This window comes from Streptomyces sp. ITFR-21 (assembly GCF_031844685.1).
Taxonomy (GTDB): Bacteria; Actinomycetota; Actinomycetes; order Streptomycetales; family Streptomycetaceae; genus Actinacidiphila.
In genome coordinates this window covers 2,172,462-2,185,000 of the sequence record NZ_CP134605.1, presented here as the reverse complement: position 1 = coordinate 2,185,000, position 12,539 = coordinate 2,172,462, and the positions used below count along the sequence as shown (strand labels likewise).

Sequence of the window (12,539 nt, the reverse complement as noted above, 5' to 3'; positions counted from 1 at the left end):
TCGTGCCTTCGGGTGTGGCGAGGCTGAGAACTTAAGCGCCAGTAAACGGCGGTGGTAACTATAACCATCCTAAGGTAGCGAAATTCCTTGTCGGGTAAGTTCCGACCTGCACGAATGGCGTAACGACTTCTCGACTGTCTCAACCATAGGCCCGGTGAAATTGCACTACGAGTAAAGATGCTCGTTTCGCGCAGCAGGACGGAAAGACCCCGGGACCTTTACTATAGCTTGATATTGGTGTTCGGTTCGGCTTGTGTAGGATAGGTGGGAGACTGTGAAGTCGCGGCGCCAGCCGTGGTGGAGTCGTCGTTGAAATACCACTCTGGTCGTGCTGGATGTCTAACCTCGGTCCGTGATCCGGATCAGGGACAGTGTCTGGTGGGTAGTTTAACTGGGGCGGTTGCCTCCTAAAGGGTAACGGAGGCGCCCAAAGGTTCCCTCAGCCTGGTTGGTAATCAGGTGTTGAGTGTAAGTGCACAAGGGAGCTTGACTGTGAGACTGACGGGTCGAGCAGGTACGAAAGTAGGGACTAGTGATCCGGCGGTGGCTTGTGGAAGCGCCGTCGCTCAACGGATAAAAGGTACCCCGGGGATAACAGGCTGATCTTCCCCAAGAGTCCATATCGACGGGATGGTTTGGCACCTCGATGTCGGCTCGTCGCATCCTGGGGCTGGAGTCGGTCCCAAGGGTTGGGCTGTTCGCCCATTAAAGCGGTACGCGAGCTGGGTTTAGAACGTCGTGAGACAGTTCGGTCCCTATCCGCTGCGCGCGTTGGAGTCTTGAGAAGGGCTGTCCCTAGTACGAGAGGACCGGGACGGACGGACCTCTGGTGTGCCAGTTGTTCTGCCAAGGGCATGGCTGGTTGGCTACGTTCGGGAGGGATAACCGCTGAAAGCATCTAAGCGGGAAGCCTGCTTCGAGATGAGGGCTCCCACCCACGTGATGGGGTAAGGCTCCCAGTAGACGACTGGGTTGATAGGCCGGATGTGGAAGCCTTGTGAGGGGTGGAGCTGACCGGTACTAATAGGCCGAGGGCTTGTCCATGTGTGCTCGCGTCCACTGTGTGGTTCTGAAACAATCAGCCGCCGTATTCCCTGCTCCTGTTTTTGTGGGGTGTGTGGGGTGGTGTGTGTTTCGTGGTGTTTCGGTGGTCATAGCGTTAGGGAAACGCCCGGTTACATTCCGAACCCGGAAGCTAAGCCTTTCAGCGCCGATGGTACTGCAGGGGGGACCCTGTGGGAGAGTAGGACACCGCCGAACAAATAGTGAGAGGCCCGGCCTCGGATCCGAACAGGATCCGACGCCGGGCCTCTTTTTTATGCTCCGGCTGTGCCGCCGGGACAGAAGCGGCGGGGGCTTTGGGCTACCACTCCCGAGAGCCCCCCGCCCTGGCCCGGCCTTCTTTCAGGACACGGTGTTCGCGTCGGTCTGCGCGGCGGCAGCGCGTACAAGATCGAGGTCCAGGGACTCGCGGCGAATGCGCTGGTCCATGTACAGCAGCGCGGTGACGCCGGCGCTGATCGGCAGGGTGATGGTCGAGGACAGAACCTGGCCGACACCGGTGATGACGAGGTACGTCCAGCCCGGATTGCCCTCGGAGCCGAAGAGCGAGGAGACATCGTCGCCGCTGACGGCGGAGCCGATGAGACTGAACGGAATCTCGACGATGGTGCCCATGAGTGTGGCGATCAGAACGGCGACGATCTGGATACCGATGACTCGCCACCACGAATTCCGTACCAACTTCGCGGAACGCTTCATCGCCGCCACGACACCCTGCTTTTCCAACGTCAGCGCGGGTGCGGCGAGGCTCCACTGGACCCACAGCCAGACGCACGTGACGGTGCCGCCGATGAGTCCGAGCGATCCCAGCGCCGCGCCGCCGTCCTCCGCGCCGGCCAGGGCGACGAGGATGCCCGGTAGGGCAGAGAGAGTGAGGACCGCGCCGAGGACGACCACGACCAGCAGGGTCAGACCCAGCAACTGGGGTACCCGCGGTCTGGCGTCGCGCCACAGGTCCCGGGGACTCACCGTGCGGCCGAGGACGGAGCGGCCGGCGACCAGCGCGAGCAGGCCGGTGGCGAGACCCGTACCGATCATGGTGACCATGGACGTCAGACCCAGGGCGGCGAAGGAGCCGCTGACCGCGTGCAGGATGTCGCGGACGCTCGGGTCGGGATTGTCCTTGAGGTCGTTGATCCGGGTGTCGTCGAGGAACAGCCCTTGGACGACGACGGCGACACCTTCTGTAACCAGGGCGATCGCGAAGGTGGCCAGGAGAATCGCCCGCCAGTGCAGACGCAGCGTGGAGAAGGCGCCGTCCAGCAGATCCCCCACGGTGAGCGGCCGAAGCGGGATGACCCCGGGCTTCGGTGCTTGAGGCCGCTGCCAGCCGGTGGGTTGCCAACTCCCGCCCGCCCCCGGTGCCGGCGCTCCCCAGTTGCCGCCCCAACGCGGTCCGGCTCCCTGGGGTGGCCGGGCTCCGGGCGGCGGGGTCCAGTGCGCCCAGCCGCCCACGGGCGGTGGCTGCCGCGGTGACCAGCGGGGCGGGTGGCCGGCGGTGGCCGGGGGAACGGCTGGTTCGGGAGGAGCTGAGGCGGGGCTCTGGCCGTCGTCCGGCTCTGGGGAGTCGGAGGAGGATCCGGGCGATTCGGAGCCCGGAGCGTTGGTCATCGGAGGCTGCCCCTTCGTGTTGCGCGCTTGCTCTACTGGCCGCCCATCGTGTCATGGGCTGCTGTCATCGCGGCTTGGCAGGGCAGACTGGAGGGATGGGTGATCACTTCACGCAACCTGAGAACGACACCATTCCCCCTCTGCGATGGGAGTCCCCGCCTGAGGGCCCGGTGCTGGTGCTCCTCGACCAGACACGGCTTCCGCAGGAGGAGGTCGAGCTGGTGTGTACGGACGTGCAGGGACTGGTGGCGGCGATCCGTTCGCTCGCGGTACGCGGCGCGCCCCTGCTGGGACTGGCGGGTGCGTACGGGATCGCGTTGGCGGCAGCCCGCGGCTACGACGTGGAGGACGCCGCGGAGCTGCTGGCGCACGCCCGGCCGACGGCCGTCAACCTGGAGTACGGGGTCCGGCGGGCACTGGAGGCGTTCCGGAGCGCCGCCCCGGAGCAGGCGGCGGCGGCAACGCTCGCCGAGGCGCGGGCGGTGCACGCGGAGGACGCGGCGGCCAGCACGGCGATGGCCGAGCACGGCGGGCGGCTGCTCGCGGAGGTCGCGCCGGGCGGTGGGTACCGGATCCTGACCCACTGCAACACCGGCGCTCTGGTGTCGGGCGGGGAGGGAACCGCGCTGGGCGTGGTCCTGGCGGCGCACCGGGCGGGGGAGCTGCGGCGGCTGTGGGTGGACGAGACGCGTCCGCTGTTGCAGGGTGCGCGGCTGACGGCGTACGAGGCGGCGCGGGCGGGGATGCCGTACACCCTGCTCGCGGACAACGCGGCGGGCTCGCTGTTCACCGCGGGTGAGGTGGACGCGGTGCTGGTGGGGGCGGACCGGATCGCGGCGGACGGTGCGACGGCGAACAAGGTGGGCTCGTATCCGCTGGCGGTGCTCGCCCGCTATCACCATGTGCCGTTCATCGTTGTGGCGCCGACCACTACGGTGGACCTGAGAACGCCGGACGGTGCTTCGATCGAGGTGGAGCAGCGGACTGGCAGCGAGGTGACCGACCTCGCACCGTCACCACTGGGCACGCAGGCGTACAACCCGGCCTTCGACGTGACACCGCCGGAGCTGATCACGGCGATCGTGACGGAGAACGGAGTCGTGTCGCCGGTGACGGCGGAACGGCTGGCGGCGGTCTGCGGCTGACGGCGGCGGTGTACGGCTGACGCCGGACCGCCGTCGGTCCGGTTGCCGCGCGGTCGCGGACCGGTTCTCAGGTTTTCTCACCGGCAGGTTATCCACAGGCTGACAACGGGGGGCGGCGCATCTGCGGACAACCATGGACAATGGTCGCGTAGCGTGACCTCGATCATCAAAGGTCACCAGTATCGATATGCAAATGGGATGATGGTCGGTATGAAGGGACGTGTCCTGGTCGTCGACGACGACACTGCGCTGTCAGAGATGCTTGGCATCGTGCTGCGTGGAGAGGGTTTCGAGCCGTCGTTCTGCGCGGACGGTGACAAGGCACTGGCGGCATTCCGGGAGGCCAAGCCTGATCTGGTGCTGCTGGATCTGATGCTGCCGGGGCGGGACGGTATTGACGTGTGCCGGCAGATCCGGGCGGAGTCCGGTGTGCCGATCGTGATGCTCACGGCGAAGAGCGACACGGTGGATGTGGTGGTGGGCCTCGAGTCGGGGGCGGACGACTACGTCATCAAGCCGTTCAAGCCGAAGGAGCTGGTGGCGCGGGTCAGGGCGCGGTTGCGGCGGGCCGAGGAGCCGACGCCGGAGCAGTTGGCGATCGGTGATCTCGTGATCGACGTCGCCGGTCACTCGGTGAAGCGCGACGGGCAGCCGATCGCGCTGACGCCGCTTGAGTTCGATCTGCTGGTGGCCCTTGCCCGCAAGCCGTGGCAGGTGTTCACCCGGGAGGTGCTGCTGGAGCAGGTCTGGGGCTATCGGCACGCCGCCGACACCCGCCTGGTGAATGTGCATGTACAGCGGCTGCGCTCCAAGGTGGAGCAGGACCCTGAGCGTCCGGAGATCGTCGTGACGGTCCGCGGCGTCGGATACAAGGCCGGACCGGGCTGACATGTGCGCTTCGTACGAGCGTGAGCGCTTGGAGAACCGGCTGGCCGATCCGATGCGGGGTCTGCAGCCGGTGATCCGCTCATGTGTACGGTGGGTTCGGCGTCCGCTCCAGCCGGCGGTGCGGCTGTGGCGGCGGAACATCCAGCTGCGGGTGGTCGCCTTCACCCTGCTGATGTCGGTCGGTGTGGTGCTGCTGCTGGGCTTCGTGGTGATCGGGCAGGTCAAGAACGGGCTGCTCGACGCCAAGGAGAAGGCCGCGGAGAACCAGGCGACCGGCGGGTTCCACATCGCGCAGGAAATGGCCTCCACGGGCAGCCAGTCGTCGTCGGGCGCCCCGGGTGTCGGCAGCCCGCAGGGCGCGGTCCACTCCGGGGACTGGCTGACCAGCCTGGTCGAGCAGTTCGCCAGCGGCGGCAAAGGCGTCTACTGGATTGTCACGCTGAGCCCCGGCGCGGGCAGTGAGCAGACTTTCGGCGAGGGGGTCGTCAACGCACGCGGGCCGCGTGGCTCGGGCAGCATCCTGCCCGACGCGAGTATCCCGGCCTCGCTGCGCGACGCGGTGGAGAAGCATTCCGGGGCGGTCGAGCAGTACACGCTGGCCAGGACCAGCGACGGCGATCCGCCGCAGCGGGCGCTGGCCATCGGCAAGCGGCTGACGGACATCGACGGGAGTCCGTACGAGCTGTACTACCTGTTCCCGTTCGACCAGGAGGAGAAGACCCTCGGTCTGGTCAAGGGCACCTTGGCGACCGCGGGGATCTTCGTGGTGGTGCTGCTCGGCGCGATCGCCTGGCTGGTGACGCGGCAGGTCGTCACGCCGGTACGGATGGCGGCCGGTATCGCCGAGCGGCTGGCGGCCGGCCGCTTGCAGGAACGGATGCAGGTCACCGGCGAGGACGACATCGCCCGGCTCGGCGAGTCCTTCAACAAGATGGCGCAGAACCTGCAGAGCAAGATCCAGCAGCTGGAGGACCTCTCGCGGATGCAGCGCCGCTTCGTCTCCGACGTGTCGCACGAGCTGCGGACGCCGCTGACGACGGTGCGGATGGCGGCGGACGTCATCCATGACGTGCGGGGGGACTTCGATCCGGTGACGGCTAGGTCCGCCGAGCTGCTGCAGAACCAGCTCGACCGGTTCGAGTCGCTGCTGTCCGACCTGCTGGAGATCAGCCGGTTCGACGCGGGTGCGGCGGAGCTGTCGGCGGAGCCGATAGACCTGCGTGAGGTGGTCCGCCGGGTGGTGGACGCCGCCGAGCCGCTCGCCGAGCGCAAGGGCAGTCGGGTGGTGACCCGCGGCGACGCGCAGCCGGTGATAGCGGAGGCGGACCCCCGCCGGGTGGAGCGCATACTGCGCAACCTGGTGGTCAACGCCATCGAGCACGGCGAGGGCCGGGACGTGGTGGTAAGACTGGCGACCGCCGACGGCGCGGTGGCGGTCGCGGTGCGGGACTACGGTGTCGGGCTGAAGCCGGGCGAGGCGACACGGGTCTTCAACCGGTTCTGGCGGGCCGATCCGGCGCGGGCGCGTACCACCGGGGGGACCGGCCTCGGCCTGTCGATCGCGGTGGAGGACGCAAGGTTGCACGGCGGCTGGCTGCAGGCGTGGGGCGAGCCGGGCGGTGGCTCGCAGTTCCGGATGACACTGCCGCGGACCGCGGGTGACAGCCTGCGGGGATCGCCGGTACCGCTGGAGCCGGACGACTCGCGGCGCAACCGCGGCCTGCTCTCCTCCGGTCTGCCGGCGCGGGTCGCGGCGCCCGTCGCCCTGCCGCCGCCGCGTACGGGTGCGGCCGACGACACGAAGGCCGAAGGCGGGTGGGGGCGGGAGCCCGGGTACCCGCCGCAGATACCGGGGATACCGCCGGTGCCGGGCGTCCCGGCGCACGCGCCGGCCGCGGACCCGGCCGCGCTGCCCGGCAACGGCGCACGCGTGGTGGAGCGCAGGGAAGCGCTTCGGGAGGACGACGTCTGATGCGTGCGGTGAGGAGCCGGGGCCGACTGCTGTTCGGTGTGCTGCCGGCGTGTGCGGCGTTGCTGCTGGCGGGGTGCGCCTCCATGCCCAGCAGTGGCGAGGTGCGCAAGGTCGGCGACGGGCAGCGGGCCGACTCCGATCCACAGGTGCGGGTGTTCCCCTTCGCACCGACGGCCGACGAGGGCCCGGCGGAGATCGTCAGCGGGTTCCTCGAGGCGACGACGGGCAGCGAGACGGACTTCGCGACGGCGAAGAAGTACCTGTCGAAGGACGCGGCCGCGAAGTGGAACCCGCTGGAGGGGATCACCGTGTACTCGTCCAACGACTTGCAGGTGACCGACGACGGCGGAGCCGACGACAAGGACGCCACGATGGTCAGCCTGTCCGCCGCCCGGCGGGCGGTGGTGGACGTCAAGCACGCCTACCAGCCGGAGCAGGGCGACTTCCGGGCGTCCTTCCATGTGGTCAAGCAGAAGAACGGATGGCGGATCGACGGCCTGCAGGACGGCTTGATCCTCTCCGAGACGGACTTCCAGCGGCTCTACCACTCGGCGAACATGTACTACTTCGCCAAGCTCGGAGCCGACGCCCTGCGAAACGGCGGCAAGCAGCGGCTCGTGGCCGACCCGGTGTACCTGCGCAACCAGGAGGCCGACCCGCTGGTGTCCGCGGTCTCGGCGCTGCTGGGCGGTCCGACGGGCTGGTTGGCGCCGGTGGTGACCAGCGCGGCGCCAACCGGTGCGCGCTTGGACGGCAAGGCGTCGGACGGCGGTGTGACGCTCGACGACTCCCAGCGGCTGCGGGTGCGGCTGGACGGTGCCGGTGCGGCTCGGCTGACGGGGCAGAGCTGCGTGCTGCTGGCGGCGCAGCTGTTCACCACCGCGCAGGCGCAGGCGTCGGCGCAACTGGCCTCGGTCGGGGTGCAGCGGGCCGGTGGCGGCACGCTCTGCGGTCTCACCCGGCTCCAGGCGCTGTCCTACAGCCCGGAGAGCCTGGCCGGAGCGGCGCCCCGGCCGTACTACATCGCGGCGGACGGCCATCGACTGCTGACGTTGAGCGGCACCGGCACCGGCACGACGGCGACGGCGGTGCCGGGGCCGTTCGGTACGGACAAGGCCGACCTGGGCTCAGTCGCGGTACGGCGGGATCAGGGCGCGGCGGCGGGCGTCCGCACCAACGGCCGTGACCTGGTCGTCGGTCCGCTGATCGGGGACGGGCCGTTCGGGCCGGTGGCGCTGAAGAGCACCGCGGCGGATCCGAGGAAGGACGGGCTCACCGCCCCGAGCTGGGACGGGCTCGGCGATCTGTGGGTGGCCGACCGCGATCCGAACGATCCGCGACTGCTCGTGCTGCGGGACGGGAAGGGAATGCCCCACCGGGTGCTGGTGCCGGACCTGGACGGGCGGGTGGAGTCGCTGCGGGTCTCCTCCGACGGGGTGCGCATCGCGCTGATCGTGCGACAGGGCGCGTCGGTGACGTTGCAGCTCGGCCGGATCCGGCGGGGCACCGAGCAGCATCCGGACGACTTCGTGGTGTCGGCGCTGCGGGTTCTCAGTCCTCCCGGCGAGAACGTCGCCTCGGTGGCGTGGGCGGGGGCCAGCCAACTGGTGGTGCTCGGTACCGAGACCGGTGAGGTGCGGCAGATCCAGTACCTGAACACCGACGGTTCGACGGCGCCCGCGCTGCAGGGGATAAACGAGGCGACTTCCGTGGCGGCCTCGGAGGACCAGAGCAAGCCGCTGCTGATGTCCTACAACGGTGGTGTCTACGTGCTCCCCGCGGACTCCAACTGGAAGCAGGTCTCGCCGCCGGGTGCCAGTCCGGTCTATCCCGGCTGAGGCGGGGGCGGGCGGTTCGGCCGGCGTGTTCGCGGGCCGGGAGTTGTCCACAGCCCTCGAACGAGTGACTGGCGGCGCCGGTCGCCCGAGCCGCACAGTGGACGTATGCGGGGCTGGTGGCAGGAGATCACCGGGCTGGTACTGCCGGTGGACTGCGCGGGGTGCGGGCTGCCGCGGACGGAGTTGTGCGGGCGGTGCACGGGGCTGCTGGGCGGGGCGGCCTCGGTACGGCGCGTGCGGCCGTCCCCGGAGCCGCCCGGGTTGCCACCGGTCTACGCCGCCGGCCGGTACGGCGACGAGGTGCGGGCGGTGGTCCTGGCGCACAAGGAGCGGGGTGCGCTGGGGCTGGCCGGGCCATTGGGCGTCGCACTGGCCACGGCGGTACGGCAGGTGGGCGCCGCGGGTCCGCTGCTGGTGGTGCCGGTGCCCTCGGCGCGGCGGGCGGTGGCCCGGCGCGGGCACGACGCGACCGCCCGGATGGCCCGGGCGGCGGCCAGGGAACTGCGCCGGCAGGGTGTGCCGGCCAGGGCGGCGAGTCTGCTGCGGCAGTGGCGGCCGGTCGCCGACCAGTCCGAGCTGACGGCGGCCGAGCGGCTGGTCAACCTCGCCGGCGCGGTGGCGGTCGACGGGAGCGGGGCGTCCTTGCTGAGTGCCGTTCCGGTGGTGCTGGTCGACGACCTGATGACCACCGGAGCCTCACTGACCGTGGCGGCGCGTGCGGTGGCGGTGGCAGGCGGACGGGTCGCCGGAGCGGCGGTGGTGGCCGGTCCGCGCGATCCGGAGGCGGTCGCCTCCGCGGGTGACGGCAGTGGTCAGGGACAGGTGGCGGCGCAGAGGACCGGCAGTGGAGGAGGCGGTTCATTCAAATGAACGATGCGTGTCGTTGGGGATGCCGACCCCTACTCTCCGGGTCTATGTTCGGGAGAGAGGGAACAGGGGAAGCGGGCACGTGAGGTGTTGAACTTCCCCGTGGGGCAGAAGGAGGTGAAAGCCGCGGCTTCGCATCCCGGATGTCCCGGGCGGCGAGGCAGCAGCCGACGCAGCGCCGGACGGGGTCTGGGATCCGGTTCGGCCTCAGAAAGGGATCGCCCCCGGTCAACGGGGTGATCCGGAACGGAGTTCTGCGTGGACATCGTCGTCAAAGGCCGCAAGACAGAGGTGCCTGAAAGGTTCCGCAAGCATGTGGCCGAGAAACTGGACAAGATCCAGAAGCTCGACGGCAAGGTGATCAGCCTCGACGTCGAGGTGTCCAAGGAGCTCAACCCGCGACAGGCGGATCACGCCGACCGCGTGGAGATCACGCTGAACACCCGCGGTCCTGTGGTGCGGGCCGAAGCCGCGGCGGGGGACCCGTACGCGGCGCTGGACGCGGCGGTCACCAAGCTGGAGGCGCGGCTGCGCAAGGCCGCGAGTAAGCGACACACCCGCCGGGGGAGCGGCCGGACGCCGGCCGCGGAGGTCCCGGCGCGGGTGCCGGGGACGGCTTTGATGGATGGGGACGGGGAGTTCGCCGCCGACCACACCGCTGACGGAGTGCCGATCAGGAAGGTCGGTCCGGTGGAGGTGCGCGGTGACGGGCCGATGGTGGTCCGGGAGAAGACGCATGCCGCCACGCCGATGGCACTCGACCAGGCGCTCTACGAGATGGAGCTGGTCGGGCACGACTTCTACCTGTTCGTCGACCGGGAGACCGGGCTGCCGAGCGTGGTCTACCGCCGGCACGGTTACGACTACGGCGTCATCCATCTGAACGCGGACGGGGCGGGAACGCCGGAGCCGGCCGGCGCGGGCGACGCGCTGCGCCACGGAGCCTGACCGGCAGACAGGCGGCAGTCGGTGCCCCCGGGGTTGTCCTGGGGGCACCACCGTGCGGGGACGTGAAATGCTGGACCAGTGCCCAACTCTGGTCTGTAGGGGAGGATCTGATGCCGGATTTCGACCACGGGGCTCCCGGCGCGCGCGGCCCGGTCCCCTATGACGCGCCGCCCGTGAGCCCGGCCCGTGCCGAACCCATCCGGGTACTGGTGGTGGACGATCACGCGCTGTTCCGGCGGGGACTGGAGATCGTCCTCGCGCAGGAGGAGGACATCCAGGTCGTCGGGGAGGCGGGAGACGGCGCCGAGGCGCTGGAGAAGGCAGCCGACCTGCTGCCGGACATCGTGCTGATGGATGTGCGGATGCCGCGGCGCGGTGGGATCGAGGCGTGCACCTCGATCAAGGAGGTCGTGCCGAGCGCCAAGATCATCATGCTGACGATAAGCGACGAGGAAGCCGACCTCTACGAGGCGATCAAGGCCGGGGCGACCGGCTATCTGCTCAAGGAGATCTCCACCGACGAGGTGGCGACCGCGATCCGGGCGGTCGCGGACGGGCAGTCGCAGATCAGTCCGTCGATGGCGTCGAAGCTGCTGACCGAGTTCAAGTCGATGATCCAGCGCACCGACGAGCGGCGGCTGCTGCCCGCGCCCAAGCTCACCGACCGGGAGCTGGAAGTGCTCAAGCTGGTGGCGACCGGGTTGAACAACCGGGACATCGCCAAGCAGCTGTTCATCAGCGAGAACACCGTGAAGAACCACGTACGCAACATCCTGGAGAAGCTGCAGCTGCACTCCCGGATGGAGGCGGTGGTGTACGCGATGCGCGAGAAGATCCTGGAGATCCGCTAGCCGGGCGCGGGGCCGGCCGGCCCGGCGTGGAGCACGGGGGCGGGGTCAGGCGGAGCCGTGGGCGTGCTGGAGCGCGTCCGCCAGGGGTGCGCGCAGCGTCTCGGGCAGTACCCTCTCCACCCGTGTCGCCGTGCAGCCGACCCAGCCGGCCGCCTCGGTGATGGCGTCGGCGGCGGGTTGTACCGCCTTCGGCCCGTCCAGGGTCACCTGCCGGGCCACCAGGGTCCGGCCCTCGCGGGCCGGGTCCACCCGCCCTACCAGCCTGCCGCCCGCCAGCAGCGGCATCGCGAAGTAGCCGTGCACCCGCTTCGGCTTGGGGGTGTACGCCTCCAGCCGGTGGGTGAAGCCGAAGATCCGCTCGGTGCGCGGCCGGTCCCATACCAGTGAGTCGAAGGGGGACAGCAGCGTCGTGCGGTGCCGGCCGCGCGGCTCGCTCGCCAGCGCCGCCGGGTCGGCCCAGGCGGGCCTGCCCCAGCCCTCGACCTCCACCGGGACCAGACCGGTGTCCCCGATCACCGCGGTGACCTGCTCACCCTTGAGCCGGTGGTAGTCCGCGAGGTCGGACCGGGTGGCCACACCGAGTGCCGCCCCCGCCTGAGCGACCAGCCGGCGCATGCACTCGGCGTCGTCCAGGTCGTCGTGCAGCAGGCCGGTGGGGACGGCGCGCTCGGCCAGGTCGTAGACGCGCTTCCAGCCGCGTCGCTCGGTGCAGACCACCTCGCCGGTGTCCAGCAGCCATTCCACCGCGATCTTCGTCTCGGACCAGTCCCACCAGGGGCCGCCGTTCTTGGCGCCGCCGAGCTGCGTGGAGTTCAGCGGGCCCTCGGCCTTGAGCTGGTCGAGGACGGCGGCGGTGGAGCGGTCGGCGTCGGCGAGCACGTGCCAGCGGTGGCCGCGGGCCCGCAGCGCCCGGCGGCGGAAGGCGAAATGCGGCCACTCTTCGACGGGGAGGATGCAGGCGGCGTGCGACCAGTACTCGAAGGCGTGGTTGTCGGTCCAGTACGCGCGCTCCACCGCGTCCCGGCCCACCGCGCCCAGGCGGGCGTACGGGATCAGCTCGTGCGACCTGGCCAGCACGGAGATGGTGTCGAGCTGCACAGCGCCCAGTGACCTCAGCACCCCGCGGACGCCGGCCCGCCGATCGGGGGCGCCGAGGAACCCCTGGGCCCTGAGCGCGATCCTGCGGGCCTCGTCGGCGGACAAGGTGAGCTGCGGCGGCGGGAGGAGCGTCATGGCGAAAGGGTAGATCCACCCGCTGACAGTCGTCCCGGCCTGCGCGGGCGGCCTGCGCGGGCGTCCGGCCCGCGCCGCGTCCCCCGGCCGTGCGCGGCCCAATGGCGTGGGGGGAGCCGCCCGG

9 protein-coding genes and 2 rRNA genes (1 of these 11 only partly in view) are annotated in these 12,539 nt (G+C 70.0%); 9 read left to right on the top strand and 2 right to left on the bottom strand.

The window, feature by feature from the left end; genetic code table 11:
- Window positions 1-1,044 (top strand): 23S ribosomal RNA (locus tag RLT57_RS09710); it begins 2,083 nt to the left of the window's first position.
- A gap of 99 nt (window positions 1,045-1,143) precedes the next feature.
- Window positions 1,144-1,260: ribosomal RNA gene (gene rrf / locus RLT57_RS09705) — 5S ribosomal RNA — on the top strand.
- Between the two features lie 144 nt (window positions 1,261-1,404).
- On the opposite strand, the gene RLT57_RS09700 is transcribed toward rrf, so the two are convergent.
- Complete coding sequence (locus RLT57_RS09700; RefSeq protein WP_311296968.1) at window positions 1,405-2,337, bottom strand: glycerophosphoryl diester phosphodiesterase membrane domain-containing protein; 933 nt, start codon at window positions 2,335-2,337, stop codon at window positions 1,405-1,407.
- 431 nt (window positions 2,338-2,768) lie between these two features.
- Between RLT57_RS09700 and mtnA the strand changes: the two genes are divergently transcribed.
- From mtnA to RLT57_RS09665, 7 genes are all read left to right on the top strand, one after another.
- Window positions 2,769-3,818: an S-methyl-5-thioribose-1-phosphate isomerase gene (mtnA, locus tag RLT57_RS09695; RefSeq protein WP_311296967.1), complete on the top strand. Its 1,050-nt coding sequence runs from the start codon at window positions 2,769-2,771 to the stop codon at window positions 3,816-3,818.
- A 198-nt stretch (window positions 3,819-4,016) separates the two neighbouring features.
- Entirely contained in the window at window positions 4,017-4,706 is a 690-nt protein-coding gene (gene mtrA / locus RLT57_RS09690) for an MtrAB system response regulator MtrA (protein ID WP_311300651.1), read from the top strand.
- Window positions 4,707-4,758: 52 nt separating this feature from the next.
- Complete coding sequence (mtrB, locus tag RLT57_RS09685; protein ID WP_311300650.1) at window positions 4,759-6,678, top strand: MtrAB system histidine kinase MtrB; 1,920 nt, start codon at window positions 4,759-4,761, stop codon at window positions 6,676-6,678.
- Entirely contained in the window at window positions 6,678-8,516 is a 1,839-nt protein-coding gene (locus RLT57_RS09680) for an LpqB family beta-propeller domain-containing protein (protein ID WP_311296966.1), read from the top strand. The genes mtrB and RLT57_RS09680 overlap by 1 nt, the downstream gene beginning before the upstream one ends.
- Before the next feature lie 105 nt (window positions 8,517-8,621).
- Window positions 8,622-9,386, top strand: a complete 765-nt coding sequence (locus RLT57_RS09675) for a ComF family protein (RefSeq protein WP_311296965.1) — start codon at window positions 8,622-8,624, stop codon at window positions 9,384-9,386.
- A gap of 255 nt (window positions 9,387-9,641) precedes the next feature.
- A complete protein-coding gene (hpf, locus tag RLT57_RS09670; RefSeq protein WP_311296964.1) occupies window positions 9,642-10,331 on the top strand; it encodes a ribosome hibernation-promoting factor, HPF/YfiA family in 690 nt (229 codons plus the stop codon).
- Window positions 10,332-10,441: 110 nt separating this feature from the next.
- Complete coding sequence (locus tag RLT57_RS09665) at window positions 10,442-11,182, top strand: response regulator (protein ID WP_399128362.1); 741 nt, start codon at window positions 10,442-10,444, stop codon at window positions 11,180-11,182.
- Between the two features lie 45 nt (window positions 11,183-11,227).
- On the opposite strand, the gene RLT57_RS09660 is transcribed toward RLT57_RS09665, so the two are convergent.
- A complete protein-coding gene (locus RLT57_RS09660; protein WP_311296962.1) occupies window positions 11,228-12,415 on the bottom strand; it encodes a winged helix-turn-helix domain-containing protein in 1,188 nt (395 codons plus the stop codon).
- Between the last annotated feature and the right edge of the window lie 124 nt (window positions 12,416-12,539).

Coding starts and splice junctions, on each gene's coding strand:
- mtrA (WP_311300651.1), top strand. CDS start 4,017: ATGATGGTCGGTATGAAGGGACGTGTCCTGGTCGTCGACGACGACACT.
- mtnA (WP_311296967.1), top strand. CDS start 2,769: ATGGGTGATCACTTCACGCAACCTGAGAACGACACCATTCCCCCTCTG.
- RLT57_RS09680 (WP_311296966.1), top strand. CDS start 6,678: ATGCGTGCGGTGAGGAGCCGGGGCCGACTGCTGTTCGGTGTGCTGCCG.
- mtrB (WP_311300650.1), top strand. CDS start 4,759: ATGCGGGGTCTGCAGCCGGTGATCCGCTCATGTGTACGGTGGGTTCGG.
- RLT57_RS09675 (WP_311296965.1), top strand. CDS start 8,622: ATGCGGGGCTGGTGGCAGGAGATCACCGGGCTGGTACTGCCGGTGGAC.
- RLT57_RS09660 (WP_311296962.1), bottom strand. CDS start 12,415: ATGACGCTCCTCCCGCCGCCGCAGCTCACCTTGTCCGCCGACGAGGCC.
- RLT57_RS09665 (WP_399128362.1), top strand. CDS start 10,442: ATGCCGGATTTCGACCACGGGGCTCCCGGCGCGCGCGGCCCGGTCCCC.